A 26,600-nucleotide genomic window follows, 5' to 3' on the forward strand; every position below is an offset into this window, starting at 1 on the left:
TTGCTGAAGTATCGCCTGATATCTGCTTTTGTTTTAATACCCGTAGTCATCGCGGCACTGTTTCTGTTGCCGCCGGTGGGGTTCGCTATTGTTACGCTGGTGGTCTGTATGCTGGCAGCGTGGGAATGGGGACAGCTTAGCGGTTTTACCACTCGCTCGCAGCGGGTATGGCTGGCGGTGCTGTGCGGGTTATTGCTGGCGCTGATGCTTTTTCTGTTGCCAGAATATCACCGAAATATCCATCAACCGCTGGTTGAAGTCTCGCTTTGGGCTTCGCTTGGCTGGTGGGTTGCTGCGTTGTTATTGGTGTTATTCTACCCCGGTTCTGCGGCAATCTGGCGAAACTCCAAAACATTGCGCATTATCTTTGGTGTATTAACCATTGTTCCCTTCTTTTGGGGCATGCTGGCGTTACGGACATGGCACTATGACGAGAATCATTACAGTGGCGCGATATGGCTGCTCTATGTCATGATCCTGGTCTGGGGAGCCGACTCTGGCGCATATATGTTTGGCAAATTGTTTGGCAAACATAAGTTGGCACCGAAGGTTTCTCCAGGCAAGACCTGGCAGGGCTTTATTGGCGGACTCGCGACCGCAGCGGTAATCTCATGGGGTTACGGCATGTGGGCGAATTTGAACGTTGCACCTATCACCTTACTCATTTGCTCTATTGTCGCGGCGTTAGCCTCAGTGTTAGGCGACTTGACCGAGAGCATGTTTAAGCGTGAAGCAGGAATTAAGGACAGCGGTCATTTAATTCCAGGACACGGCGGTATTTTGGATCGTATTGATAGCCTGACGGCTGCGGTGCCGGTCTTTGCTTGTCTGTTGTTGCTGGTATTCAGGACGCTTTGACGGAAGGTATTATGCTGAGTTTTCTCTGGGATTTGGCTTCGTTCATCGTTGCACTGGGTGTGCTTATCACCGTGCATGAATTTGGTCATTTCTGGGTTGCCCGGCGTTGTGGTGTCCGCGTTGAGCGATTCTCGATAGGCTTTGGTAAGGCGCTCTGGCGCCGGACTGATAAGTCAGGCACTGAATATGTCATCGCCCTGATCCCGTTGGGCGGTTATGTCAAAATGCTGGATGAGCGCGCAGAACCGGTTGTTCCGGAACTCCGCCACCAGGCCTTCAATAATAAATCTGTCGGCCAACGTGCGGCGATTATAGCCGCAGGTCCGGTTGCAAACTTCATTTTTGCTATCTTTGCCTACTGGCTGGTTTTTATCATTGGCGTGCCTGGTGTTCGTCCGGTGATTGGCGAAATATTGCCCAACTCGATAGCTGCGCAAGCACAAATTGCACCAGGTACGGAACTAAAAGCCGTTGATGGTATCGAAACGCCTGATTGGGATGCTGTGCGTTTGCAGTTGGTCGATAAAATTGGCGATGAAAGTACCACCGTTACCGTAGCACCATTCGGCAGCGACCAGCGACGCGATGTAAGGCTCGATTTACGTCACTGGGCGTTTGAGCCTGATAAAGAAGATCCTGTATCTTCTTTGGGGATTCGTCCCCGTGGGCCGCAAATTGAACCTGTACTGGAAAATGTGCAGCCAAACTCAGCGGCAAGCAAGGCGGGTTTGCAAGCAGGCGACAGGATCGTTAAAGTCGATGGTCAGCCATTAACGCAATGGGTGGCGTTTGTGATGCTTGTCCGGGATAACCCGGGTAAAGCCTTAGCGTTGGAAATTGAAAGGCAGGGGAGTCCCTTGTCTTTAACATTAGTCCCGGAGAGCAAACCGGGTAATGGCAAGGCGATTGGCTTTGTCGGTATTGAGCCGAAAGTCATTCCTTTGCCAGATGAGTATAAAGTTGTACGCCAGTATGGGCCGTTCAACGCCATCGTCGAAGCCACGGACAAAACGTGGCAGTTGATGAAGCTGACGGTCAGTATGCTGGGAAAATTGATCACCGGTGATGTGAAACTGAACAACCTCAGTGGGCCGATCTCTATCGCCAAGGGGGCTGGGATGACAGCGGAACTCGGGGTTGTTTATTATCTGCCGTTTCTTGCGCTTATTAGCGTGAACTTAGGGATAATTAACCTGTTTCCGTTGCCCGTACTTGACGGGGGGCATCTGCTGTTCCTTGCGATCGAAAAGATCAAGGGCGGACCGGTATCCGAGCGGGTTCAAGACTTTTGTTATCGCATTGGCTCGATTCTGCTGGTGTTGTTAATGGGGCTTGCACTTTTCAATGATTTCTCTCGGTTATGAGAGTTAGTTAGGAAGAACGCATAATAACGATGGCGATGAAAAAGTTGCTCATAGCGTCGCTGCTGTTTAGCAGCGCCACCGTATACGGTGCTGAAGGGTTCGTAGTGAAAGACATTCATTTCGAAGGCCTTCAGCGTGTCGCCGTTGGTGCGGCCCTCCTCAGTATGCCGGTGCGCACAGGCGACACGGTTAATGATGAAGATATCAGTAATACCATTCGCGCTCTGTTTGCTACCGGCAACTTTGAGGATGTTCGCGTCCTTCGTGATGGTGATACCCTTCTGGTTCAGGTAAAAGAACGTCCGACCATTGCCAGCATCACTTTCTCCGGTAACAAATCGGTGAAAGATGACATGCTGAAGCAAAACCTCGAGGCTTCTGGCGTGCGTGTGGGCGAATCTCTTGATCGCACCACCATTGCTGATATCGAAAAAGGTCTGGAAGACTTCTACTACAGCGTCGGTAAATACAGCGCCAGCGTAAAAGCTGTCGTGACACCACTGCCGCGTAACCGTGTTGACCTTAAACTGGTGTTCCAGGAAGGTGTGTCAGCAGAAATCCAGCAAATCAACATTGTTGGTAACCATGCCTTCACCACCGACGAACTGATCTCTCATTTCCAACTGCGTGACGAAGTGCCGTGGTGGAACGTGGTAGGTGATCGTAAATACCAGAAACAGAAACTGGCGGGCGACCTTGAAACCCTGCGCAGTTACTATCTGGATCGCGGTTATGCCCGTTTTAACATTGACTCGACTCAGGTCAGTCTGACGCCGGATAAGAAAGGTATCTACGTCACGGTAAACATCACCGAAGGCGATCAGTATAAGCTCTCTGGTGTTGAAGTGAGCGGCAATCTTGCCGGCCACTCCGCTGAAATTGAGCAACTGACGAAAATCGAGCCGGGTGAGCTGTATAACGGCACCAAAGTGACCAAAATGGAAGATGATATTAAAAAGCTTCTCGGTCGCTATGGTTATGCCTATCCGCGCGTACAGTCGATGCCTGAAATTAACGATGCCGACAAAACCGTTAAATTACGTGTGAATGTCGATGCGGGTAACCGTTTCTACGTGCGTAAGATCCGTTTTGAAGGTAACGACACATCGAAAGATGCCGTCCTGCGCCGTGAAATGCGCCAGATGGAAGGTGCCTGGTTAGGCAGCGATCTGGTTGATCAGGGTAAAGAACGTCTGAATCGTCTGGGCTTCTTTGAAACGGTTGATACCGATACCCAACGTGTCCCGGGTAGTCCGGACCAGGTTGATGTGGTTTACAAGGTCAAAGAACGTAACACCGGTAGCTTCAACTTCGGTATTGGTTACGGTACAGAAAGTGGCGTGAGCTTCCAGGCGGGCGTACAGCAGGATAACTGGTTAGGTACGGGTTATGCTGTTGGTATTAACGGTACTAAAAACGATTACCAGACCTATGCTGAACTGTCCGTTACCAACCCATACTTCACTGTAGATGGCGTAAGCCTTGGTGGTCGTGTCTTCTATAATGACTTCCAGGCAGATGACGCCGACCTGTCCGACTATACCAACAAGAGTTATGGTACAGACGTGACGTTAGGCTTCCCGGTTAACGAATACAACTCGCTGCGTGCAGGTCTGGGTTATGTACATAACTCCTTGTCTAACATGCAGCCGCAGGTCGCGATGTGGCGTTATCTCTACTCTATGGGTGAACATCCGAGCACCTCTGATCAAGATAACAGCTTCAAAACGGACGACTTCACGTTCAACTATGGCTGGACCTATAACAAGCTCGACCGTGGTTACTTCCCGACGGATGGTTCGCGTGTCAACCTGACGGGTAAAGTGACCATTCCGGGATCGGATAACGAATACTACAAAGTGACGTTAGACACGGCGACCTATGTGCCGATCGACGACGATCACAAATGGGTTGTGCTGGGCCGTACTCGTTGGGGTTACGGTGATGGCTTAGGCGGCAAAGAGATGCCGTTCTATGAAAACTTCTATGCCGGTGGTTCCAGCACCGTGCGTGGCTTCCAGTCCAACACCATTGGTCCGAAAGCGGTTTACTTCCCGCATCAGGCCAGTAATTATGATCCGGACTACGACTACGAATGTGCGACTCAGGACGGCGCAAAAGATCTGTGTAAATCGGATGATGCTGTAGGCGGTAACGCCATGGCGGTTGCCAGCCTCGAACTCATCACCCCGACACCGTTCATTAGCGACAAGTATGCTAACTCAGTCCGCACTTCCTTCTTCTGGGATATGGGTACTGTTTGGGATACAAACTGGGATTCCAGCCAATATTCTGGATATCCGGACTATAGTGATCCAAGCAATATCCGTATGTCTGCGGGTATCGCATTACAATGGATGTCCCCATTGGGGCCGTTGGTGTTCTCCTACGCCCAGCCGTTCAAAAAGTACGATGGAGACAAAGCAGAACAGTTCCAGTTTAACATTGGTAAAACCTGGTAAGTGTTCTCCACAAAGGAATGTAGTGGTAGTGTAGCGATGACTTTTGGCGATCTTTATAAGATCGCCGGGCCACGCAAAGAACTGCACCTTCCGGTGCAAATGGGATGGTAAGGAGTTTATTGTGAAAAAGTGGTTATTAGCTGCAGGTCTCGGTTTAGCACTGGCAACTTCTGCTCAGGCGGCTGACAAAATTGCAATCGTCAATATGGGTAGCCTGTTCCAGCAGGTAGCACAGAAAACCGGTGTTTCTAACACGCTGGAAAATGAGTTCAAAGGCCGTGCCAGCGAACTGCAGCGTATGGAAACCGATCTGCAGGCTAAAATGAAAAAGCTGCAGTCCATGAAAGCCGGTAGCGATCGTACTAAGCTGGAAAAAGACGTGATGGCTCAGCGCCAGACTTTTGCTCAGAAAGCGCAGGCTTTTGAACAAGATCGCGCACGTCGTTCCAACGAAGAACGCGGCAAACTGGTTACTCGTATCCAGACTGCTGTGAAATCCGTTGCCAGCAGCCAGAGCATCGATCTGGTTGTTGATGCAAACGCCGTTGCTTACAACAGCAGCGATGTAAAAGACATCACTGCCGACGTACTGAAACAGGTTAAATAAGTAATGCCTTCAATTCGACTGGCTGATTTAGCGCAGCAGTTGGATGCAGAACTACACGGTGATGGCGATATCGTCATCACCGGCGTTGCGTCCATGCAATCTGCACAAACAGGTCATATTACGTTCATGGTTAATCCTAAATACCGTGAACATTTAGGCTTGTGCCAGGCGTCCGCGGTTGTGATGACCCAGGACGATCTTCCTTTCGCGAAAAGTGCCGCACTGGTAGTGAAGAATCCCTACCTGACTTACGCGCGCATGGCGCAAATTTTAGATACCACGCCGCAGCCCGCGCAGAACATTGCACCAAGTGCGGTGATTGATGCAACGGCGAAGCTGGGTAACAACGTCTCAATTGGCGCTAACGCGGTCATTGAGTCCGGCGTTGAGCTGGGTGATAACGTGATTATCGGTGCCGGTTGCTTCGTTGGTAAAAACAGCAAAATCGGCGCAGGTTCGCGCCTTTGGGCGAACGTAACCATTTACCATGAGATCCAGATCGGTCAGAATTGCCTGATCCAATCCGGAACTGTGATCGGTGCAGACGGCTTTGGCTATGCCAACGATCGTGGTAACTGGGTGAAGATCCCACAGATTGGTCGCGTGATTATTGGCGATCGCGTGGAGATTGGTGCCTGTACTACCATCGATCGCGGCGCGCTGGATGACACGGTGATCGGCAATGGCGTGATCATTGATAATCAGTGTCAGATTGCACATAACGTCGTGATTGGCGACAATACGGCGGTTGCCGGTGGCGTCATTATGGCGGGCAGCCTGAAAATTGGTCGTTACTGCATGATCGGCGGTGCCAGCGTAATCAACGGGCATATGGAAATATGCGATAAAGTGACGGTTACGGGCATGGGTATGGTGATGCGTCCTATTACTGAACCTGGCGTCTATTCCTCAGGCATTCCGCTGCAACCCAACAAAGTCTGGCGCAAAACCGCTGCACTGGTGATGAACATTGATGATATGAGCAAGCGTCTGAAATCGCTTGAGCGCAAGGTTAATCAGCAAGACTAACGTTCCATCTATTGTTCGCCAAACTTTACGGCCTGTCTCATTCTTACGATTGCGGCAGGCCGTGTTATTATTATCGTTTCTTATATTTTGACAGGAAGAGTATCTTGACTACTAACACTCATACTCTGCAGATTGAAGAGATTTTAGAACTTCTACCGCACCGTTTCCCATTCTTACTGGTGGATCGCGTGCTGGATTTTGAAGAAGGTCGTTTTCTGCGCGCAGTTAAAAATGTCTCTGTCAATGAGCCATTCTTCCAGGGCCATTTCCCTGGAAAACCGATTTTCCCGGGAGTGCTGATTCTGGAAGCTATGGCACAGGCAACAGGTATTCTGGCGTTTAAAAGCGTAGGAAAACTGGAACCGGGTGAACTTTACTACTTCGCCGGTATTGATGAAGCGCGCTTCAAGCGCCCGGTTGTACCAGGCGATCAAATGATCATGGAAGTCACTTTCGAAAAAACGCGCCGTGGCCTGACCCGTTTTAAAGGGGTTGCTCTGGTCGACGGTAAGGTAGTTTGCGAAGCAACGATGATGTGTGCTCGTAGCCGGGAGGCCTGATACGTGATTGATAAATCCGCCTTTGTGCATCCAACCGCCATTGTGGAAGAGGGCGCGTCGATTGGTGCCAACGCTCACATTGGTCCTTTTTGTATCGTTGGACCCCATGTCGAAATTGGTGAGAATACCGTACTGAAATCTCACGTTGTCGTGAATGGTCATACTAAAATTGGCCGCGACAATGAGATTTATCAGTTCGCCTCCATCGGTGAAGTTAACCAGGATCTGAAATATGCTGGCGAACCGACCCGTGTGGAGATTGGCGATCGTAACCGCATTCGCGAAAGCGTCACCATTCATCGTGGCACAGTCCAGGGCGGTGGATTGACGAAGGTGGGCAGCGACAACTTACTGATGATCAATGCGCACATTGCGCACGATTGTACGGTAGGTAACCGCTGCATTCTCGCCAACAACGCAACGCTGGCGGGGCACGTATCGGTAGACGACTTTGCGATCATCGGCGGCATGACCGCAGTCCATCAGTTCTGCATCATTGGTGCGCATGTGATGGTTGGCGGTTGCTCCGGTGTGGCACAGGACGTCCCTCCTTATGTCATTGCGCAGGGTAACCACGCAACGCCGTTCGGTGTCAATATCGAAGGGCTGAAGCGCCGCGGATTCAGCCGTGAGGCGATTACCGCTATCCGCAATGCGTACAAGCTGATTTATCGCAGCGGTAAAACGCTTGATGAAGTGAAACCGGAAATTGCTGAACTGGCGGAAACGCATCCGGAAGTGAAAGCCTTTGCCGATTTCTTTGCTCGCTCAACGCGCGGTCTGATTCGTTAATGGCTGAACAGCGTCCATTAACGATTGCCCTGGTCGCCGGAGAAACCTCCGGCGATATCCTGGGGGCCGGTTTAATCCGTGCTCTGAAAGAACGTGTGCCCAACGCCCGCTTTGTCGGTGTTGCCGGGCCACGGATGCAGGCTGAAGGCTGCGAAGCCTGGTACGAAATGGAAGAACTGGCGGTGATGGGCATTGTTGAAGTGCTTGGTCGTCTGCGTCGCTTACTGCATATTCGTGCCGATCTGACAAAGCGTTTTGGCGAACTGAAGCCAGATGTTTTTGTTGGCATTGATGCGCCTGACTTCAATATTACCCTCGAAGGTAACCTCAAAAAGCAGGGTATCAAAACCATTCATTATGTCAGTCCGTCCGTGTGGGCGTGGCGACAGAAACGCGTTTTCAAAATAGGCAGAGCCACTGATTTAGTCCTCGCATTTCTGCCTTTCGAAAAAGCGTTTTACGACAAATACAACGTGCCGTGCCGTTTTATCGGCCACACAATGGCTGATGCCATGCCGTTAGATCCAGATAAAAATGCCGCACGAGATGTGTTGGGGATCCCTCACGATGCCCACTGCCTGGCGTTGCTGCCGGGGAGCCGTGGCGCGGAAGTCGAAATGCTTAGTGCCGATTTCCTGAAAACGGCCCAGCTTTTGCGCCAGACATATCCGGATCTTGAGATTGTGGTGCCGCTGGTGAATGCCAAACGCCGCGGGCAGTTTGAACGCATCAAAGCTGAAGTCGCGCCAGACCTGTCGGTTCATTTGCTGGATGGGATGGGCCGTGAGGCGATGGTCGCCAGCGATGCGGCGCTACTGGCGTCGGGCACGGCAGCACTGGAGTGTATGCTGGCGAAATGCCCGATGGTGGTGGGCTATCGTATGAAGCCTTTCACCTTCTGGCTGGCGAAACGGCTGGTGAAAACTGATTATGTCTCACTGCCAAATTTGCTGGCGGGCAGAGAGTTAGTCAAAGAGTTATTGCAGGAAGAGTGTGAGCCGCAAAAACTGGCTGCGGCGCTGTTACCGCTGTTGGCGAATGGTAAAACCAGCCATGCGATGCACGACACTTTCCGCGAGCTGCATCAGCAGATCCGCTGCAATGCCGATGAGCAGGCGGCGCAGGCCGTTCTGGAGTTAGCACAATGATCGAATTTGTTTATCCGCATACGCAGCTTGTTGCAGGTGTGGATGAAGTTGGGCGCGGGCCGTTGGTCGGTGCGGTCGTTACCGCTGCCGTGATCCTCGATCCGGCGCGCCCGATTGTCGGGTTGAATGATTCCAAAAAGCTGAGTGAAAAACGCCGTCTGGCGCTCTGTGAAGAGATCAAAGAGAAGGCGTTAAGCTGGAGTCTGGGTCGCGCGGAACCTCATGAAATCGACGAACTGAATATTTTACACGCAACCATGCTGGCGATGCAGCGTGCCGTAGCGGGGCTGCATATTGCGCCGGAATATGTGTTGATTGATGGTAACCGCTGCCCGAAATTACCGATGCCATCGATGGCGGTTGTTAAAGGCGACAGTCGCGTGCCGGAAATCAGTGCGGCGTCTATCCTGGCGAAAGTGACACGCGATGCTGAAATGGCGGAGCTGGACATCATTTACCCACAATATGGATTTGCCCAACACAAAGGGTATCCAACGGCTTTTCATCTGGAAAAACTGGCTGAACACGGTGCGACCGAACACCATCGGCGCAGCTTTGGCCCTGTCAAACGCGCACTGGGACTTGCGTCCTGATTCTTGTGTCGAGATTAAGTAAACCGGAATCTGAAGATGTCTGAACCACGTTTCGTTCACCTACGGGTGCACAGCGACTACTCGATGATCGATGGTCTGGCAAAAACCGCGCCGCTGGTAAAAAAGGCGGCGGCGTTGGGGATGCCGGCACTGGCGATCACTGATTTCACCAACCTTTGCGGTCTGGTGAAGTTCTACGGAGCGGGACATGGCGCAGGGATTAAGCCTATCGTCGGGGCGGATTTTAATGTCCAGTGCGACCTGCTGGGTGATGAGTTAACCCACCTGACGGTGCTGGCGGCGAACAATACCGGCTATCAGAATCTGACGTTGCTGATCTCAAAAGCGTATCAGCGCGGGTATGGTGCCGCCGGGCCGATCATCGATCGCGACTGGCTTATCGAATTAAACGCAGGGTTGATCCTCCTCTCCGGCGGACGCATGGGCGACGTCGGGCGCAGCCTTTTGCGTGGTAACAGCGCACTGGTAGATGAGTGTGTCGCGTTTTATGAAGAGCACTTCCCGGATCGCTATTTTCTCGAATTGATTCGCACCGGCAGGCCGGATGAAGAAAGCTATTTGCACGCGGCGGTGGAACTGGCGGAAAGGCGCGGTTTGCCTGTTGTGGCAACCAACGACGTGCGCTTTATCGACAGCAGTGATTTCGACGCGCACGAAATCCGCGTCGCGATCCACGACGGCTTTACCCTCGACGATCCCAAACGTCCGCGTAACTATTCGCCGCAGCAATATATGCGTAGCGAAGAGGAGATGTGCGAGCTGTTTGCCGACATCCCGGAAGCTCTTGCTAACACCGTGGAGATTGCCAAACGTTGTAACGTGACCGTGCGTCTTGGTGAATACTTCCTGCCGCAGTTCCCGACCGGGGACATGAGCACCGAAGATTATCTGGTTAAGCGAGCAAAAGAAGGTCTGGAAGAGCGTCTGGCATTTTTATTCCCTGACGAAGAAGAACGTCTTAAGCGCCGCCCGGAATATGACGAGCGTCTGGATACTGAACTCCAGGTTATCAACCAGATGGGCTTCCCTGGCTACTTCCTCATCGTTATGGAATTTATCCAGTGGTCGAAGGATAACGGTGTACCGGTAGGGCCTGGCCGTGGTTCCGGTGCGGGGTCACTGGTGGCCTACGCGCTGAAAATCACTGACCTCGATCCGCTAGAATTCGACCTGCTGTTCGAACGTTTCCTTAACCCGGAACGTGTCTCCATGCCTGACTTCGACGTTGACTTCTGTATGGAGAAACGCGACCAGGTTATCGAACATGTGGCGGACATGTACGGTCGCGATGCGGTATCGCAGATCATCACCTTCGGTACGATGGCGGCAAAAGCGGTGATCCGCGACGTAGGTCGCGTGCTGGGGCATCCGTATGGCTTTGTCGATCGTATCTCGAAACTGATCCCGCCAGATCCGGGGATGACGCTGGCGAAAGCGTTTGAAGCCGAGCCGCAGTTGCCAGAAATTTACGAAGCGGATGAAGAAGTTAAGGCGCTGATCGACATGGCGCGTAAACTGGAAGGGGTTACCCGTAACGCGGGTAAACACGCCGGTGGGGTGGTTATCGCGCCGACCAAAATTACCGATTTTGCGCCGCTTTATTGCGATGAAGAAGGCAAACATCCGGTCACTCAGTTTGATAAAAGCGACGTTGAATACGCCGGACTGGTGAAGTTCGACTTCCTCGGCCTGCGTACTCTCACCATCATCAACTGGGCGCTGGAGATGATCAACAAGCGGCGGGCGAAAAATGGCGAGCCGCCGCTGGATATCGCCGCGATCCCGCTGGATGACAAGAAAAGTTTCGACATGCTGCAACGCTCGGAAACCACAGCGGTATTCCAGCTTGAATCGCGCGGCATGAAAGATTTGATCAAGCGTCTACAACCTGACTGCTTCGAAGATATGATCGCACTGGTGGCGCTGTTCCGCCCAGGTCCGTTGCAATCAGGGATGGTGGATAACTTTATCGACCGTAAACATGGTCGCGAGGAGATCTCCTACCCAGACGTGCAGTGGCAGCATGAAAGCCTGAAACCGGTTCTGGAGCCAACTTACGGTATTATCCTGTATCAGGAACAGGTAATGCAGATTGCCCAGGTACTTTCTGGCTATACCCTCGGCGGCGCGGATATGCTGCGTCGTGCGATGGGTAAGAAAAAGCCGGAAGAGATGGCCAAGCAGCGTTCTGTTTTTGCCGAAGGTGCAGAAAAGAACGGCATCAATGCCGAACTGGCGATGAAAATCTTCGACCTGGTAGAGAAATTTGCGGGTTACGGATTTAACAAATCGCACTCTGCGGCCTATGCTTTGGTGTCTTATCAAACGTTATGGCTGAAAGCGCACTATCCGGCAGAGTTTATGGCGGCGGTAATGACTGCCGATATGGACAATACCGAGAAAGTGGTTGGCCTGGTGGATGAGTGCTGGCGGATGGGCCTTAAAATCCTGCCGCCAGATATAAACTCCGGTCTTTACCATTTCCACGTCAACGATGACGGGGAAATCGTGTATGGTATTGGCGCTATCAAAGGGGTGGGTGAAGGGCCAATTGAGGCCATCATCGAAGCCCGTAATAAAGGTGGCTACTTCCGCGAACTGTTTGATCTTTGCGCCCGTACCGACACCAAAAAACTGAACCGGCGGGTGCTGGAAAAACTGATCATGTCAGGGGCATTTGACCGCCTGGGGCCACACCGCGCGGCGTTAATGAACTCGCTGGGCGATGCGTTAAAAGCGGCAGATCAACACGCGAAAGCGGAAGCCATCGGCCAGGCCGATATGTTCGGCGTGCTGGCAGAAGAGCCGGAACAAATTGAACAATCCTACGCTAGCTGCCAGCCGTGGCCGGAGCAGGTGGTGTTAGATGGGGAGCGCGAAACGTTGGGTCTGTACCTGACGGGCCACCCGATCAACCAGTATTTAAAAGAGATTGAGCGTTATGTCGGAGGCGTAAGGCTGAAAGACATGCACCCGACAGAACGTGGTAAAGTCACCACGGCTGCGGGGCTCGTTGTTGCCGCGCGGGTTATGGTCACCAAGCGCGGCAATCGTATCGGTATCTGCACGCTGGATGACCGTTCCGGGCGGCTGGAAGTGATGTTATTTACTGACGCCCTGGATAAATACCAGCAATTGCTGGAAAAAGACCGCATACTTATCGTCAGCGGACAGGTCAGCTTTGATGACTTCAGCGGTGGGCTTAAAATGACCGCTCGCGAAGTGATGGATATTGACGAAGCCCGGGAAAAATATGCTCGCGGGCTTGCTATCTCGCTGACGGACAGGCAAATTGATGACCAGCTTTTAAACCGACTCCGTCAGTCTCTGGAACCCCACCGCTCTGGGACAATTCCAGTACATCTCTACTATCAGAGGGCGGATGCACGTGCACGGTTGCGTTTTGGCGCGACGTGGCGTGTCTCTCCGAGCGATCGTTTGTTAAACGATCTCCGTGGCCTCATTGGTTCGGAGCAGGTGGAACTGGAGTTTGACTAATACAGGAATACTATGAGTCTGAATTTCCTTGATTTTGAACAGCCGATTGCAGAGCTGGAAGCGAAAATCGATTCTCTGACTGCGGTTAGCCGCCAGGATGAGAAACTGGATATTAACATCGATGAAGAAGTGCATCGTCTGCGTGAAAAAAGCGTAGAACTGACGCGTAAAATCTTCGCCGATCTCGGTGCATGGCAGATTGCCCAACTGGCACGCCATCCACAGCGCCCTTATACCCTGGATTACGTTCGCCTGGCATTTGATGAATTTGACGAACTGGCAGGCGACCGCGCGTATGCAGATGACAAAGCTATCGTCGGTGGTATCGCCCGTCTTGACGGTCGTCCGGTGATGATTATTGGTCATCAGAAAGGCCGTGAAACCAAAGAGAAAATTCGTCGTAACTTTGGTATGCCAGCGCCAGAAGGTTACCGCAAAGCACTGCGTCTGATGCAAATGGCTGAACGCTTTAAGATGCCAATCATCACCTTTATCGACACCCCTGGGGCTTATCCGGGTGTGGGCGCAGAAGAACGTGGTCAGTCTGAAGCCATCGCGCGTAACCTGCGTGAAATGTCTCGCCTCGGCGTACCGGTCGTTTGTACGGTTATCGGTGAAGGTGGTTCTGGCGGTGCGCTGGCCATTGGCGTGGGCGATAAAGTGAATATGCTGCAATACAGCACCTATTCCGTTATCTCGCCGGAAGGTTGTGCCTCTATCCTCTGGAAGAGCGCAGACAAGGCCCCGCTGGCGGCTGAAGCGATGGGCATCATCGCTCCGCGTCTGAAAGAACTGAAACTGATTGACTCCATCATCCCGGAACCGTTGGGCGGCGCTCACCGTAACCCGGAAGCGATGGCTGCGTCTCTGAAAGCGCAACTGCTGGCGGATCTGGCCGATCTCGACGTGTTAAGCACTGAAGATTTAAAAAATCGTCGTTATCAGCGACTGATGAGCTACGGTTACGCGTAATCAGCAAATTTTCTGAAAAGGGTCACTCCGGTGGCCTTTTTTTCTATGTAGTTTATTTAGTCATATTATAAATACATTTAGATAATCTTTCTTTCGTTTTCCCCTGCCATAAAATTCTTGAACTCATGTTGATAACTCCGATTTCGGAGGCATATACAAATATACACAGTGGTCAAAAATAATATAACTTTATCAATCTCATAGAATTTTTAAGGATAAAATATGAAAGCAATTTTAGGATTTGATCATCTTCTTATGCCGCGTGTTCTGGTGTTTTTTTACTGGCTGGCTATGGTGCTGACACTGATAGGCGGTGTCTTCTCCATATTTAGCGGAAACATTATCTTAGGGGTAGCTTATACCGTCATTGGCCTTATAAGCTGTCGTATGACTTTCGAATTAATTATGATAGCGTTTAAGAATAACGAATATTTGCGCCGCATTGCCGAGAGTGTTAGCAAGAATAGCGCAGAGTAATCTCCCGCAAAGCGCTTCACCAAACCGCATCTCAACCGCTATTACAGGCGTTTGAGATGTTGTTTTAAAATCAGAGTATACTCTAAATAATTCGAGTTGCAGGAAGGCGACAAGCGAGTGAATCACCAGGAGCTTATATAAGTAAGTGACTGGTGTGAGCGAACGCAGACGCAGCACATGCAACTTAAAGTATGACGAGTATAAATGTCTGATTCATCTTTCCTGTAATTTGTGCGTATTATCAATATATAGCGATGCACGTGCGTATCATATCAATGCAGGAGATTCTATGTTGGGTTTAAAACAGGTTCACCATATTGCGATTATTGCGACGGATTATGCGGTGAGCAAAGCCTTCTACTGCGATATTCTCGGCTTCACGCTGCAAAGCGAAGTTTATCGCGAAGCGCGTGATTCGTGGAAAGGGGATTTGGCGCTTAACGGGCAGTACGTGATTGAGCTTTTCTCATTTCCATTCCCACCGGAGCGCCCCAGCCGACCGGAAGCCTGCGGCCTGCGCCATCTGGCATTTAGCGTTGATGATATTGATACGGCAGTGGCGCACCTTGAAAGCCATAATGTGAAATGTGAAGCGATACGTGTCGACCCGTATACGCAAAAACGCTTTACGTTCTTTAACGATCCTGACGGGCTGCCACTGGAACTGTATGAGCAGTAAGGCTTGTCATCGTCGCATTTGCCCGGTAACGTGCCGGGCATCTCTATTGTAGATTCGCACTATCATGACACTCACGCTGAATACTCAACTTCTCGCCTCACGCCAGATTCTGGTGGCCTTTAGTGGCGGACTGGACTCCACCGTTTTACTGCATCAACTGGTGCAGTGGCGGGCTGAAAATCCGGACGTCACGTTACGCGCTATCCATGTGCATCACGGTTTAAGTGCTAATGCTGATGCTTGGGTCGTGCATTGTGAAAATATCTGCCAGCAGTGGCAGGTGCCGCTGGTGGTTGAGCGCGTGCAGCTTGCGCAAGAGGGGTTAGGCATTGAGGCCCAGGCACGGCAGGCGCGTTATCAGGCATTTGCCCGAACGCTGTTACCCGGAGAAGTTCTGGTCACTGCACAACATCTTAACGATCAATGTGAAACCTTTTTGCTGGCGTTAAAACGTGGCAGTGGCCCTGCCGGGCTTTCCGCTATGGGAGAAGTATCTGATTTTGCCGGAACCCGGCTTATCCGCCCGTTGCTCACTCGCACACGTGGAGAGCTGGAGCAGTGGGCACATAAACATGGCTTACGCTGGATTGAAGACGAAAGTAATCAGGACGATAGCTACGATCGTAACTTCCTGCGCCTGCACGTGGTGCCGTTATTACAGCAGCGTTGGCCGCATTTTGCCGAAGCAACGGCACGCAGCGCCACGCTTTGCGCTGAACAAGAGAGCCTGTTGGATGAACTGCTGGCGGATGATTTAGCGCACTGCCAAACGTCGCAGGGAACGCTACAGATTGCGCCAATGATGGCGATGAGCGATGTCCGCCGCGCGGCGATTATCCGCCGCTGGCTGGCTGGGCTGAATGCGCCGATGCCTTCCCGCGATGCGCTGGTACGGATTTGGCAAGAAGTTGCACTGGCGCGGGAAGATGCTTCCCCCTGTTTGCGCTTTGGCGCGTTTGAAATCCGTCGCTATCTGTCGCAACTGTGGTGGATTAAATCCGTTGCCGGGCAAAGCGAAACCATTGTGCCGTGGCTGGCGTGGCAACAGCCGCTGGAATTACCGGCTGATCTGGGAAGTGTGCAGTTTACTGCGGGAGGAGATATTCGTCCTCCGCGTGCTGACGAAGCGGTTAGCGTTCGTTTTAAGGCGTCGGGATTGCTGCACATTGTCGGGCGCAACGGTGGACGTAAGTTAAAGAAAATCTGGCAGGAACTGGGCGTGCCGCCGTGGCTGCGTGATACTACGCCACTGCTGTTTTATGGCGAAACGTTGATTGCGGCAGCGGGAATTTTTGTTACACGTGAAGGCTTTGCTGAAGATGAGGCTGGTGTAAGTTTTTTCTGGCAGAGAAATAGTTAGTTCAGCGTAGCCGGATAAGACGCGCTATGCGTCGCATCCGGCAAAAGTGAATCAGGACTCACTCACCACTACCGTACCGATTTCCGGATGGCTAAAGCTGGTAATTTTATCCAGGCGCAACTCGCGGGTTTCGCCAGCGACATCGACGACCAGATATTCCACATTTTTGCGGGACACTAAATCATTGGCTTTACCCTGCAATTTTTCGCCATCTTTCAGCTCCAGCGTCAGCAACAGGTGATGCTGGCAGGCGAGCTCAAGATTATCGTAATCATCACAATTGATAGGTTGATACGTATCATTCATTGACATAATCGCTCACCAGTAAGTTTGCCGCAGCGTATGCTGCTTTTTCCCTGACAGCCTCTGAAAGGGCATCGTCGGCAGCCATTTCATTCAGCACTTTCAAAACGCAGCCCAGCGCGTCCGGAACGTATCCTAAGTCTCCGCTGGCGATTTCCGCGTACCGCTTGCGTATTAACTCACAATATTTTTCCACATGCCCTCCTGTCAGCACTCTGACTTAACCGTGGATGCAAGTCTAAGCCTACGAAGATAAACCCTGTTTCGCAAGGTGACTATACCACACTCATTTCTGCAATATCAGCGCCGCAACTGCACGTATTCCGTTACAATGGCCTCCTGATTCGAAAGGAGTTTTCTTATGGCGCTTAAAGCGACAATTTATAAAGCGACGGTTAATGTGGCCGATCTTGACCGCAACCAGTTTCTCGATGCCTCTCTGACGCTGGCGCGCCACCCTTCAGAAACTCAGGAGCGCATGATGCTGCGCCTTCTGGCATGGCTGAAATATGCCGATGAACGTCTGCAATTTACCCGTGGTTTGTGTGCCGATGACGAGCCGGAAGCGTGGCTGCGTAATGATCATTTAGGTATTGATTTGTGGATTGAACTGGGGCTGCCGGACGAGCGGCGAATTAAGAAAGCCTGCACCCAGGCCGCGGAAGTGGCGCTGTTTGCCTATAATAGTCGGGCGGCGCAGATCTGGTGGCAGCAAAATCAGAACAAATGCGCGCAGTTTGCCAATCTTTCCGTCTGGTATCTGGACGACGAGCAACTGGCAAAAGTGAGTGCCTTTGCCGATCGCACCATGACACTACAGGCAACGATTCAGGACGGCATTATCTGGTTATCGGATGATAAGAATAATCTGGAAGTAAACTTAACTGTCTGGCAACAACCGTCATGATTGTGATTTCCCGACATGTTGCTATCCCCGATGGCGAGCTTGAGATCACCGCCATTCGTGCTCAGGGGGCGGGCGGGCAGCATGTCAATAAGACCTCAACGGCTATTCATCTGCGTTTTGACATTCGGGCCTCCAGCCTGCCAGAGTATTACAAAGAGCGCCTGCTCGCCGCCAGCCATCACCTGATTAGTAGTGATGGTGTGATTGTCATTAAGGCTCAGGAATACCGCAGCCAGGAACTGAACCGCGAAGCGGCGCTGGCCCGACTGGTGGCAGTGATTAAAGAATTAACAACGGTACAAAAATCCCGACGACCGACGCGACCTACCCGTGCATCGAAAGAGCGCAGGCTGGTATCGAAAGCACAAAAATCAACCGTGAAGGCGTTGCGTGGCAAAGTGCGCAGCGGTCGGGAATAAAAAGAAGGAATTGATGGTGAGAAAAGCGATAGTAGCAGCGATGACTGTAATCAGTCTCTTTACTCTAATGGGATGTAATAATCGGGCCGAAGTAGATATGCTTTCCCCAGCGCAGGCCGCCGAGCTGAAACCGATGCCGCAAAGCTGGCGTGGTGTGCTGCCGTGTGCTGATTGTGAAGGGATCGAAACCTCTTTGTTTCTCGAAAAAGATGGAACCTGGGTAATGAATGAGCGCTATCTGGGCGCTCGTGAAGAGCCTTCATCTTTTGCTTCCTACGGTACATGGGCGAGAACCGCAGACAAACTTGTATTAACCGACACTAAAGGCGAAAAGTCATATTATCGGGCAAAAGGTGATGCGCTGGAGATGCTCGATCGTGAAGGTAATCCGATTGAATCGCAGTTCAACTACACACTGGAACCGGCAAAATCCAGCTTGCCCATGACGCCGATGACCATGCGTGGCATGTATTTTTATATGGCTGACGCAGCAACTTTTACTGATTGTGCGACCGGAAAACGATTCGCGGTGGCAAATAACGCAGAGCTGGAACGAGGCTATCTGGCTGCTCGCGGCAGCAGTGAAAAACCGGTGCTGCTGTCAGTAGAAGGTCACTTTACGCTTGAGGCTAATCCGGATATCGGGGCACCGACTAAGGTATTAGCGCCCGATACGGCTGGTAAATTTTTCCCGAACCAGGATTGCAGTAGTTTGGGGCAGTAAACCTGCTTGTGGCAGAAACAAACGCAAAATTGCCTGATGCGCTACGCTTATCAGGCCTACAGAGTAGATTGCAATGTTTTGAATTAGCACGATTTTGTAGGTCGAATAAGATGTTCACACCGTATCCGGCATTCTGTGCACAACGCCTGATGCGACGCTGGCGCGTCTTATCATGCCTACAAAACCCCCCCATTCCTTAGGAGTGATCAAACGTTTAATCCACATCCGGCATAAACACTCTGAGACTGGCTTTTATCACCGGGTCAGTCCAACGAAGCGACCCGTTTTGATATAAATCCCTGGTTTCAGATGCCCAACATACTGTAACTGTGCTTCTGGCCTAAACGCAGAGACATCGCCAGCACGCATATGCATCAGTTCGGCAGGACTAATCCAACCTGACTGCGCCAGCGTAAGCGGATGCCCGGCTTTGGCAAATGCATCCGTGACAAATTCCGAACAAAACCACGATTTTTTGTCCCCCTCGCCAACACTGCTTAACTGCGCTTTCGCCAGGCCGCTGACGCACTGTTGGCGGAAATCTGCGGAAAAAGGATTCAGTGAGCACATCTGGCGGGTCACCATAAACGGAATAAATTCGACAATGCCGCGATAGTTATACCCGCTATCTTTGATTTTGTTGGCGAACGCGGTGATATCTGTGGCTTGTTGCGGGGTAAGATCCGGGGCTCGTAAGACGAAAAGCTTATCACTATGCTTCATGGCTTTTTTCAGGGAAACAATCTGGACGCCAGCGCCTGTCGCTTCTGCGACGTTATTATCACCTAAATAGATGGCAACGTGACTCACCGAGGAAGTGCTGAAGACGCGGATACCGAATGAGGTTACCCCAAGGCTTGAGGAGAACAGCAAATCGCCGGGCTTGAGGTCAGATTCAGTTATTTCAGTTATTGATTGTTCGGTAAAAGAGCTTTGATGCTGGAATTTGACTGCCCATGTTTTCGCCTCGGCATCTACCGCTGTGGCTGATGAGTCTGGCTGACTAATATCAACGGTACAGGCCGAAAGTAAAAGAAAGCAAGGGAGAAGCAGACGACAGTACGCCTTTGGTTTATTCATTTTATACAATCCATGTAAAAAAGGGTCCTGAAATTCAGGACCCTTTCTGGCATCAGCCTTTAATCTGTTTCACCAGATAATCGACGATGTCACCGGTCTTAATTAATTGCTTCTCGCCGTTACGACGGTATTTGTATTCGATATCGTCGTTGTCGAGGTTACGGTCGCCCAGCACGATAGTGTGTGGAATACCGATCAGTTCCATATCGGCAAACATCACGCCCGGACGTTCTTTACGGTCATCCAGCAGGACTTCGATTCCCTGCGCACGCAGTTCGCTGTAAAGTTTCCCGGCCAGTTCTTGTACGCGGAAGGATTTGTGCATGTTCATCGGCAGAATAGCTACCTGGAACGGTGCGATCGCGTCAGGCCATACGATGCCGCGCTCGTCGTAGTTTTGCTCAATCGCCGCAGCCACTACACGCGTAACCCCAATACCGTAGCAACCCATAGTCAGGATCTGGTTGCGGCCATCTTCGCCCTGTACGGAGGCTTTCAGAGCTTCAGAATACTTAGTACCCAACTGGAAGATGTGACCGACTTCGATACCGCGTTTGATCAGCAGCGTACCCTGACCATCCGGGCTTGGATCGCCAGCCACTACGTTACGGATGTCAGCAACTTCCGGGGTTGCGACATCGCGATCCCAGTTGATACCAAAGTAGTGTTTACCGTCGATGTTAGCACCGGCAGCAAAATCACTCATCGCCGCAACGGTACGGTCAATTACAACCGGAATCGGCATGTTTACCGGACCCAGTGAACCCGGGCCTGCTTTAACGACGGCACGAATTTCTTCTTCGGTTGCGAAAGTCAGCGGGCTGGCAACCTGCGGCAGTTTCTCCGCTTTTACTTCGTTCAGTTCGTGGTCACCGCGCACCAGCAGCGCAACCAGCGGGAAGCTGCTGCCTTCAACGGCTTTAACCAGCAGTGTTTTAACGGTTTTTTCAATCGGCAGATTGAACTGTTCAACCAGCTCAGCGATGGTTTTCGCGTTCGGTGTATCAACCAGCGTCATTTCCTGAGTTGCAGCAGCGCGCGGTTCTTTCGGCGCGATAGCTTCTGCCAGTTCAATGTTAGCTGCGTAGTCAGAGGTGTCGGAGAAGACCACATCGTCTTCACCGCTCTGTGCCAGCACCTGGAATTCGTGAGAGGCGCTGCCGCCGATAGAACCGGTGTCGGCCTGTACGGCGCGGAAATCCAGCCCCATACGGCTGAAGATTTTGCTGTAGGCCGCATACATTGCATCGTAGGTTTCCTGCAAGGATTCCTGAGAAGTGTGGAAAGAGTAAGCATCTTTCATCAGGAATTCGCGGGAACGCATGACGCCGAAACGTGGACGAACTTCATCACGGAACTTGGTCTGGATCTGATAGAAGTTCAGCGGTAACTGTTTGTAAGAACTCAGCTCATTACGAATCAGGTCGGTAATAACTTCTTCATGAGTTGGGCCGAGTACGAACGGACGCTCGCCACGGTCAACAAAACGCAGCAGTTCCGGACCGTACTGTTCCCAACGACCACTCTCTTGCCACAGATCGGCTGGCTGAACCACTGGCATTGACACCTCGATCGCACCGGCGTTGTTCATCTCTTCACGCACGATGTTTTCGACTTTTTTCAGAACGCGCACGCCGGTCGGCAGCCAGGTATATAACCCGGAGGCCAGCTTGCGGATCATCCCGGCGCGTAGCATCAGTTGATGGCTGATCACCTCGGCGTCGGCAGGTGTCTCCTTGAGAGTGGAGAGCAGGTATTGGCTAGTACGCATGTTGTTACGGTTCCAGTTGGAAGGTAGAACAGGCTCAAGGCGAGCCTGGGACAAAAAAAGTGATTTAGTTTACCAGTGCAGAAGAAATGTCAAAAGAGAAGGGCGTGAATTTAACGCGCTTCCAGCGCAAAGACTTCAAAACCAGTCTCGGTGACTCGCCAGCGGACGTTAAAATCATGCAGCCAGACGGCATAGGTTTTACCCGTGTCTTCACCTTTACGATAGGCCGGGCGCGGGTCCTGCGCCAGTACTTCGCGGATAAACAGCGTTAACTGCGGATAACGCTTCTCCAGCGTCAAAAGTTGCTTTTCGACGTCTGCGGTAAATCTCACCGCCATCTCTGCTGCTGGCGCGCTTTGCGCATAGCTGGCGCTGGCATCGGGAAGCGATTCGGCAAAGGGGAGGTAAGGTTTTATATCCACCACCGGCGTACCATCGACCAGATCCAGACCGCCGAGCTTCAGAATCACGTTATCTTTATGGCAAACAACCTCTTTCAGCTCTACCAGTGACATCCCAATCGGGTTAGGGCGAAAAGTAGAACGCGTGGCGAAAACGCCCATTCTGGCGTTACCGCCGAGACGAGGCGGACGCACAGTCGGGCGCCAGCCACCTTCCATCGTTTGATGAAAGACGAAAAGGATCCATAAATGGCTGAACGCTTCCAGGCCGCGTACGGCATCGGCCTGGTTGTAAGGAGCAATAAGGTGCAGTTCTCCGTTGGCGCTTTTTACCAGCCCAGGCTGGCGCGGAACGGCGAATTTTTCTTTATAGGGTGAGCGAATAACACCTATTTGCTCAAACTGGAAACTGCTCATTTCGCCGTAATGTTAAGCGCTGAACCGATGCACACAGCCTGACGATAGCAGCCTGGCGTACCGCTGGTGACTTCACAGCTATGCAGTAATACCGCATTGGCTTTCATTTTGGAGGCATTGATTTGCATCCGCTTACGTGCGGTTGGGATGCTCGGTGGAGAATCCTGATTAGAGGCCTGGCAAGAGTCGCCACTGACTTCACCGAGATCGCGGAACGGTTTGCCGACTAATTCTTCAGCATTGGTATAAATTCGGACCGGCGTGGCGCGCGGCGCTTTCGGTTTTGCAGGCTCCGCTTTCGGCTGGGGTGCAGTGCTTTGAACGGATTCGACAGGGGATCTGCTTAACATAGAACAGCCGCTTAGCATGAGTGCTAATAAACAGATCGGTAAAGCACGCATAGTATTTCCTCAATGTATGATCAAAACGTCAATATTGAATCAGGCGCTTGTAAAAATGACAAGACGGGCAAGCGCCCGTCCTGAATGATATTACAAATTGTGGAAACAGCCTAAAAATTACCAGCCTTTAACCGCACCGCCGTTAAACACTTTATTTGCCGCTTCATAAACTTCATCAGACTGATAAGCCTGGACGAATTTCTTCACGTTTTCCGCGTCTTTGTTATCTTCACGGGTCACGATCAGGTTTACGTAAGGAGACTCTTTGTCTTCCACGAAGATACCGTCTTTCGCCGGAGTCAGGCCAATCTGGCTGGCATAGGTGGTGTTGATAACCGCCAGAGCAATCTGTGCATCGTCCAGGGAACGTGGCAATTGCGGTGCTTCCAGCTCAACAATTTTCAGATTTTTAGGATTCTCAACCACATCAAGCACGGTCGGCAGCAGACCTACGCCATCTTTCAGCTTGATCAACCCCACTTTTTGCAGCAGCAGCAGTGAACGGCCGAGGTTAGTCGGATCATTCGGTACGGCAACCTGTGCTTCATTGGGTAGTTCATCCAGTGATTTGATTTTCTTGGAATAACCGGCAATCGGATAAACAAAAGTATTACCTACTGCAACCAGTTTGTAGCCACGATCCTTCAGTTGCTGATCGAGGTACGGTTTGTGCTGGAAGGCGTTGGCGTCGATATCGCCTTTGCTTAATGCTTCGTTCGGTAGCACGTAGTCGTTGAAGGTGACCAGCTCAACGTCCAGGCCATATTTGTCTTTCGCAACTTTCTGCGCGACTTCTGCAACTTGCTGTTCGGCACCGACAATCACGCCGACTTTAATGTGGTTTGGATCTTTTTCATCCTGACCGCAGCCTACCAGTGCCAGTGATCCAATCAGGGCTCCCACTGCCGCAAAGGTTTTGAGTTTGAACGCCATACCTTATTCCTTCTTCAATTATTTATGTTGTGTTGAACGTTACTTGCGAGTGACAGCCCGGACGATGCGATCGCCTGCGAACTGAATTAAATAAACCAGAATGACCAGCAATACCAGCACCGTATTCATCACCGTTGCGTTATAGCCGATGTAACCATATTGATAGCCAATCTGACCCAAACCACCGGCTCCGACTGCACCACCCATCGCGGAATAACCGACCAGAGTAATCAGGGTGATAGTTGCGGCATTTACCAGACCCGGCAACGCCTCTGGTAACAGCACTTTGCGCACGATCTGCATCGGTGTGGCACCCATTGCGCGGGAGGCTTCAATCAACCCGGTTGGGATCTCCAGCAGGGCGTTTTCGACCATACGGGCAATAAACGGTGCTGCGCCAACTGTCAGCGGAACAATCGCCGCCTGCAAACCAATCGATGTGCCGACAATAATGCGAGTAAACGGAATCATCCATACCAGTAAAATAATGAACGGAATGGAACGGAAAATGTTCACAATCGCAGATACGGTACGATACAACTTCGCGTTAGCAATAATTTGCCCCGGACGTGTGACATAAAGCAGGACGCCGACCGGCAGACCAATCACAAAACCGAAAAAACCGGATACGAAGGTCATTGCCAGCGTTTCCCATACGCCACGAACCAGCAACCACATCATCGGCTCAGACATAACCCAGTACCTCTACTTTTACATGGTGTTCTTGCAGCCAGGCAATGGCGGCTTGCGTATCTTGTTGTGTACCGTGCATTTCGGTCAGCATGATGCCGAACTTAACGCCTCCGGCGTAATCCATCTGCGCGCTAATAATGTTGTTATTAACGTTGAAACGACGTGCGGTTTCAGAAAGCAACGGGGCATCTACTGACTGACCGGTAAACTCCAGGCGCAGCATGGGGACACAATCAGTGAACGGCTCCGCTTGCAGACGTTCCTGATAATCTTCCGGGATATCCAGATGCAGGGTCGACTGAATAAATTTTTGTGCCAGCGGCGTTTTCGGATGCGAGAACACTTCACTTACTGTGTCTTGCTCGATCAACTCACCATTGCTGATAACCGCCACGCAATCACAAATACGCTTCACAACGTCCATTTCGTGGGTGATTAACAGAATCGTCAAACCCAGACGGCGGTTGATGTCTTTCAGCAGTTCGAGAATAGAACGCGTGGTTGCCGGGTCCAGTGCGCTGGTGGCCTCATCGCACAGCAACACTTTGGGATTGCTGGCTAATGCGCGAGCAATCGCCACACGCTGTTTCTGCCCACCGGAAAGATTCGACGGGTAGCTATCATGTTTGTCACCAAGACCAACCAGCGCCAGTAATTCCGTCACGCGACGTTTGATCTCCTCTTTTGGCGTGTTGTCCAGCTCCAGCGGCAGTGCCACGTTACCAAAAACAGTACGCGAAGAGAGCAGGTTAAAGTGCTGGAAAATCATGCCAATATGACGGCGCGCTTTGGTCAACTCGGATTCTGACAGCGTGGTCAGTTCCTGGCCATCGACCAGAACGCTACCCTCGGTTGGGCGCTCCAGCAGGTTTACACAACGGATAAGCGTACTCTTACCCGCGCCAGAGGCACCGATAACGCCATAAATTTGTCCGGCTGGCACATGCAGACTGACGTTGTTTAACGCCTGGATAGTGCGGGTGCCCTGGTGGAACACTTTGGTGATATTCGAAAGTTTTATCATTGATTATTTATTATCGTCATTAAGTTAGTCGTGGCATTTCGACTGCCTGATACGGTCAAAGCCGTCAATGAAATGGATGTTAAGGCATCCAGACGTCTAAATCAATCAGGTTTATACGAAGAGCACTTTCTTGCAGGTCGAAACATGCGATACTAGCGGCACATGCCTTATTAAGGAGTTATAAAAGGTGGCGAAGAGCGTACCCGCAATTTTTCTTGACCGTGACGGCACCATTAATGTCGATCACGGCTATGTCCATGAGATCGATAACTTTGAATTTATCGACGGTGTCATTGACGCCATGCGTGAGCTAAAAAAAATGGGCTTTGCGCTGGTGGTGGTAACGAACCAGTCTGGTATTGCGCGCGGCAAATTTACTGAAGCGCAGTTTGAAACGCTGACCGAGTGGATGGACTGGTCGCTGGCGGACCGTGATGTCGATCTGGATGGCATCTATTATTGCCCGCATCATCCGCAGGGCAGTGTTGAAGAGTTTCGCCAGGTCTGCGATTGCCGTAAACCACATCCAGGAATGCTTTTGTCAGCACGCGATTATTTGCATATTGATATGGCCGCTTCTTATATGGTGGGCGATAAATTAGAAGATATGCAGGCAGCGGCTGCGGCGAACGTGGGAACAAAAGTGCTGGTGCGTACGGGGAAACCTGTTACCCCTGAAGCTGAAAATGCAGCGGATTGGGTGTTAAATAGCCTGGCAGACCTGCCGCAAGCGATAAAAAAGCAGCAAAAATCGGCGTAACGATTAAAAGATGAGCGGTTGAAATAAAAATGCATTTTTCCGCTTGTCTTCCTGAAACGACTCCCTATAATGCGCCTCCATCGACACGGCGGATGTGAATCACTTCACACAAACAGCCGGTTCGGTTGAAGAGAAAAAATCCTGAAATTCAGGGTTGACTCTGAAAGAGGAAAGCGTAATATACGCCACCTCGCGACAGTGAGCTGAAAGCCGCGTCGCAACTGCTCTTTAACAATTTATCAGACAATCTGTGTGGGCACTCGAAGATACGGATTCTTAACGTCGCAAGACGCTAAATGAATACCAAGTCTCAAGAGTGAACACGTAATTCATTACGAAGTTTAATT

General features: G+C 51.3%; 27 protein-coding genes. 18 read left to right on the forward strand and 9 right to left on the reverse strand.

Annotated elements, in window-relative coordinates; translation table 11 throughout:
* The 14 genes from cdsA (at position 1) to tilS (ending at position 16,420) form a co-directional block, all read left to right on the forward strand.
* Positions 1-858 (forward strand): phosphatidate cytidylyltransferase, encoded by an 858-nt coding sequence (gene cdsA / locus A9587_RS12330; protein ID WP_000922453.1) that lies wholly within the window; start codon positions 1-3, stop codon positions 856-858.
* Positions 859-869: 11 nt separating this feature from the next.
* Positions 870-2,222 carry a sigma E protease regulator RseP gene (rseP, locus tag A9587_RS12335; RefSeq protein ID WP_105263337.1) on the forward strand — a complete coding sequence of 451 codons (1,353 nt, stop codon included), beginning with the start codon at positions 870-872 and terminating at the stop codon, positions 2,220-2,222.
* 29 nt (positions 2,223-2,251) lie between these two features.
* On the forward strand, positions 2,252-4,684 hold the full coding sequence (gene bamA / locus A9587_RS12340; RefSeq protein WP_001240903.1) for an outer membrane protein assembly factor BamA: 2,433 nt from the start codon (positions 2,252-2,254) through the stop codon (positions 4,682-4,684).
* Positions 4,685-4,805: 121 nt separating this feature from the next.
* Positions 4,806-5,291 carry a molecular chaperone Skp gene (skp, locus tag A9587_RS12345; RefSeq protein ID WP_000758958.1) on the forward strand — a complete coding sequence of 162 codons (486 nt, stop codon included), beginning with the start codon at positions 4,806-4,808 and terminating at the stop codon, positions 5,289-5,291.
* A 3-nt stretch (positions 5,292-5,294) separates the two neighbouring features.
* Entirely contained in the window at positions 5,295-6,320 is a 1,026-nt protein-coding gene (gene lpxD, locus A9587_RS12350) for a UDP-3-O-(3-hydroxymyristoyl)glucosamine N-acyltransferase (RefSeq protein ID WP_001139277.1), read from the forward strand.
* Between the two features lie 104 nt (positions 6,321-6,424).
* Complete coding sequence (gene fabZ / locus A9587_RS12355) at positions 6,425-6,880, forward strand: 3-hydroxyacyl-ACP dehydratase FabZ (protein ID WP_000210739.1); 456 nt, start codon at positions 6,425-6,427, stop codon at positions 6,878-6,880.
* A gap of 3 nt (positions 6,881-6,883) precedes the next feature.
* Positions 6,884-7,672 (forward strand): acyl-ACP--UDP-N-acetylglucosamine O-acyltransferase, encoded by a 789-nt coding sequence (gene lpxA, locus A9587_RS12360; RefSeq protein WP_000565976.1) that lies wholly within the window; start codon positions 6,884-6,886, stop codon positions 7,670-7,672.
* On the forward strand, positions 7,672-8,820 hold the full coding sequence (lpxB, locus tag A9587_RS12365) for a lipid-A-disaccharide synthase (RefSeq protein ID WP_105263336.1): 1,149 nt from the start codon (positions 7,672-7,674) through the stop codon (positions 8,818-8,820). The genes lpxA and lpxB overlap by 1 nt, the downstream gene beginning before the upstream one ends.
* Entirely contained in the window at positions 8,817-9,413 is a 597-nt protein-coding gene (gene rnhB, locus A9587_RS12370; RefSeq protein WP_000569435.1) for a ribonuclease HII, read from the forward strand. The genes lpxB and rnhB overlap by 4 nt, the downstream gene beginning before the upstream one ends.
* A 36-nt stretch (positions 9,414-9,449) precedes the next feature.
* Positions 9,450-12,932, forward strand: a complete 3,483-nt coding sequence (gene dnaE / locus A9587_RS12375; protein WP_016249634.1) for a DNA polymerase III subunit alpha — start codon at positions 9,450-9,452, stop codon at positions 12,930-12,932.
* Positions 12,933-12,944: 12 nt separating this feature from the next.
* Complete coding sequence (gene accA, locus A9587_RS12380; RefSeq protein ID WP_000055741.1) at positions 12,945-13,904, forward strand: acetyl-CoA carboxylase carboxyl transferase subunit alpha; 960 nt, start codon at positions 12,945-12,947, stop codon at positions 13,902-13,904.
* Between the two features lie 222 nt (positions 13,905-14,126).
* Entirely contained in the window at positions 14,127-14,381 is a 255-nt protein-coding gene (locus A9587_RS12385) for a DUF4282 domain-containing protein (protein WP_000644312.1), read from the forward strand.
* 289 nt (positions 14,382-14,670) lie between these two features.
* A complete protein-coding gene (locus A9587_RS12395) occupies positions 14,671-15,060 on the forward strand; it encodes a VOC family protein (protein ID WP_000901101.1) in 390 nt (129 codons plus the stop codon).
* A 64-nt stretch (positions 15,061-15,124) separates the two neighbouring features.
* Positions 15,125-16,420, forward strand: coding sequence for a tRNA lysidine(34) synthetase TilS (tilS, locus tag A9587_RS12400; RefSeq protein WP_061090672.1), 1,296 nt, complete (start codon positions 15,125-15,127; stop codon positions 16,418-16,420).
* 51 nt (positions 16,421-16,471) lie between these two features.
* On the opposite strand, the gene rof is transcribed toward tilS, so the two are convergent.
* Together rof and A9587_RS12410 are read right to left on the reverse strand one after the other, a co-directional pair.
* Positions 16,472-16,732 (reverse strand): Rho-binding antiterminator, encoded by a 261-nt coding sequence (gene rof / locus A9587_RS12405; protein WP_001517780.1) that lies wholly within the window; start codon positions 16,730-16,732, stop codon positions 16,472-16,474.
* On the reverse strand, positions 16,719-16,919 hold the full coding sequence (locus A9587_RS12410) for a YaeP family protein (protein ID WP_000417058.1): 201 nt from the start codon (positions 16,917-16,919) through the stop codon (positions 16,719-16,721). The genes rof and A9587_RS12410 overlap by 14 nt, the downstream gene beginning before the upstream one ends.
* A 165-nt stretch (positions 16,920-17,084) precedes the next feature.
* Here A9587_RS12410 and A9587_RS12415 point away from each other — a divergent pair, with 165 nt between their 5' ends.
* From A9587_RS12415 to nlpE, 3 genes are read left to right on the forward strand one after another with little or no spacing between them, the layout of a single operon-like run.
* On the forward strand, positions 17,085-17,630 hold the full coding sequence (locus A9587_RS12415; protein WP_001185278.1) for a YaeQ family protein: 546 nt from the start codon (positions 17,085-17,087) through the stop codon (positions 17,628-17,630).
* Positions 17,627-18,049 (forward strand): alternative ribosome rescue aminoacyl-tRNA hydrolase ArfB, encoded by a 423-nt coding sequence (gene arfB, locus A9587_RS12420; RefSeq protein WP_000635552.1) that lies wholly within the window; start codon positions 17,627-17,629, stop codon positions 18,047-18,049. The genes A9587_RS12415 and arfB overlap by 4 nt, the downstream gene beginning before the upstream one ends.
* Before the next feature lie 13 nt (positions 18,050-18,062).
* Entirely contained in the window at positions 18,063-18,773 is a 711-nt protein-coding gene (gene nlpE, locus A9587_RS12425) for an envelope stress response activation lipoprotein NlpE (RefSeq protein WP_000251764.1), read from the forward strand.
* Positions 18,774-19,028: 255 nt separating this feature from the next.
* Here nlpE and A9587_RS12430 read toward each other — a convergent pair whose 3' ends face one another.
* The 7 genes from A9587_RS12430 to metN form a co-directional block, all read right to left on the reverse strand.
* On the reverse strand, positions 19,029-19,853 hold the full coding sequence (locus A9587_RS12430; RefSeq protein WP_105263335.1) for a YaeF family permuted papain-like enzyme: 825 nt from the start codon (positions 19,851-19,853) through the stop codon (positions 19,029-19,031).
* A gap of 52 nt (positions 19,854-19,905) precedes the next feature.
* A complete protein-coding gene (gene proS / locus A9587_RS12435; protein ID WP_105263334.1) occupies positions 19,906-21,624 on the reverse strand; it encodes a proline--tRNA ligase in 1,719 nt (572 codons plus the stop codon).
* A gap of 110 nt (positions 21,625-21,734) precedes the next feature.
* Positions 21,735-22,442, reverse strand: a complete 708-nt coding sequence (gene tsaA / locus A9587_RS12440) for a tRNA (N6-threonylcarbamoyladenosine(37)-N6)-methyltransferase TrmO (protein WP_016249637.1) — start codon at positions 22,440-22,442, stop codon at positions 21,735-21,737.
* Complete coding sequence (rcsF, locus tag A9587_RS12445; protein WP_001202319.1) at positions 22,439-22,843, reverse strand: Rcs stress response system protein RcsF; 405 nt, start codon at positions 22,841-22,843, stop codon at positions 22,439-22,441. The genes tsaA and rcsF overlap by 4 nt, the downstream gene beginning before the upstream one ends.
* Positions 22,844-22,960: 117 nt before the next feature.
* On the reverse strand, positions 22,961-23,776 hold the full coding sequence (gene metQ / locus A9587_RS12450) for a methionine ABC transporter substrate-binding lipoprotein MetQ (RefSeq protein WP_000874673.1): 816 nt from the start codon (positions 23,774-23,776) through the stop codon (positions 22,961-22,963).
* Between the two features lie 39 nt (positions 23,777-23,815).
* Complete coding sequence (locus A9587_RS12455; RefSeq protein ID WP_001517783.1) at positions 23,816-24,469, reverse strand: methionine ABC transporter permease MetI; 654 nt, start codon at positions 24,467-24,469, stop codon at positions 23,816-23,818.
* Positions 24,462-25,493: a methionine ABC transporter ATP-binding protein MetN gene (metN, locus tag A9587_RS12460; protein ID WP_000593986.1), complete on the reverse strand. Its 1,032-nt coding sequence runs from the start codon at positions 25,491-25,493 to the stop codon at positions 24,462-24,464. The genes A9587_RS12455 and metN overlap by 8 nt, the downstream gene beginning before the upstream one ends.
* 187 nt (positions 25,494-25,680) lie before the next feature.
* Between metN and gmhB the strand changes: the two genes are divergently transcribed.
* Positions 25,681-26,253 (forward strand): D-glycero-beta-D-manno-heptose 1,7-bisphosphate 7-phosphatase, encoded by a 573-nt coding sequence (gene gmhB / locus A9587_RS12465; RefSeq protein ID WP_001140179.1) that lies wholly within the window; start codon positions 25,681-25,683, stop codon positions 26,251-26,253.
* The last annotated feature ends 347 nt before the right edge of the window (positions 26,254-26,600 follow it).

Source organism: Escherichia sp. MOD1-EC6162, from assembly GCF_002965125.1.
Taxonomy (GTDB): Bacteria; Pseudomonadota; Gammaproteobacteria; order Enterobacterales; family Enterobacteriaceae; genus Escherichia; species Escherichia marmotae.

Bases quoted from the DNA above. Each gene is read 5' to 3' on its own strand.
- tilS (WP_061090672.1), top strand. From the start codon at position 15,125: ATGACACTCACGCTGAATACTCAACTTCTCGCCTCACGCCAGATTCTG.
- bamA (WP_001240903.1), top strand. From the start codon at position 2,252: ATGGCGATGAAAAAGTTGCTCATAGCGTCGCTGCTGTTTAGCAGCGCC.
- A9587_RS12455 (WP_001517783.1), bottom strand. From the start codon at position 24,469: ATGTCTGAGCCGATGATGTGGTTGCTGGTTCGTGGCGTATGGGAAACG.
- rseP (WP_105263337.1), top strand. From the start codon at position 870: ATGCTGAGTTTTCTCTGGGATTTGGCTTCGTTCATCGTTGCACTGGGT.
- arfB (WP_000635552.1), top strand. From the start codon at position 17,627: ATGATTGTGATTTCCCGACATGTTGCTATCCCCGATGGCGAGCTTGAG.
- metN (WP_000593986.1), bottom strand. From the start codon at position 25,493: ATGATAAAACTTTCGAATATCACCAAAGTGTTCCACCAGGGCACCCGC.
- lpxD (WP_001139277.1), top strand. From the start codon at position 5,295: ATGCCTTCAATTCGACTGGCTGATTTAGCGCAGCAGTTGGATGCAGAA.
- tsaA (WP_016249637.1), bottom strand. From the start codon at position 22,442: ATGAGCAGTTTCCAGTTTGAGCAAATAGGTGTTATTCGCTCACCCTAT.
- rnhB (WP_000569435.1), top strand. From the start codon at position 8,817: ATGATCGAATTTGTTTATCCGCATACGCAGCTTGTTGCAGGTGTGGAT.
- rof (WP_001517780.1), bottom strand. From the start codon at position 16,732: ATGTCAATGAATGATACGTATCAACCTATCAATTGTGATGATTACGAT.
- proS (WP_105263334.1), bottom strand. From the start codon at position 21,624: ATGCGTACTAGCCAATACCTGCTCTCCACTCTCAAGGAGACACCTGCC.
- A9587_RS12385 (WP_000644312.1), top strand. From the start codon at position 14,127: ATGAAAGCAATTTTAGGATTTGATCATCTTCTTATGCCGCGTGTTCTG.
- A9587_RS12395 (WP_000901101.1), top strand. From the start codon at position 14,671: ATGTTGGGTTTAAAACAGGTTCACCATATTGCGATTATTGCGACGGAT.
- dnaE (WP_016249634.1), top strand. From the start codon at position 9,450: ATGTCTGAACCACGTTTCGTTCACCTACGGGTGCACAGCGACTACTCG.
- A9587_RS12430 (WP_105263335.1), bottom strand. From the start codon at position 19,853: ATGAATAAACCAAAGGCGTACTGTCGTCTGCTTCTCCCTTGCTTTCTT.
- accA (WP_000055741.1), top strand. From the start codon at position 12,945: ATGAGTCTGAATTTCCTTGATTTTGAACAGCCGATTGCAGAGCTGGAA.
- rcsF (WP_001202319.1), bottom strand. From the start codon at position 22,843: ATGCGTGCTTTACCGATCTGTTTATTAGCACTCATGCTAAGCGGCTGT.
- metQ (WP_000874673.1), bottom strand. From the start codon at position 23,776: ATGGCGTTCAAACTCAAAACCTTTGCGGCAGTGGGAGCCCTGATTGGA.
- nlpE (WP_000251764.1), top strand. From the start codon at position 18,063: ATGGTGAGAAAAGCGATAGTAGCAGCGATGACTGTAATCAGTCTCTTT.
- lpxB (WP_105263336.1), top strand. From the start codon at position 7,672: ATGGCTGAACAGCGTCCATTAACGATTGCCCTGGTCGCCGGAGAAACC.
- A9587_RS12415 (WP_001185278.1), top strand. From the start codon at position 17,085: ATGGCGCTTAAAGCGACAATTTATAAAGCGACGGTTAATGTGGCCGAT.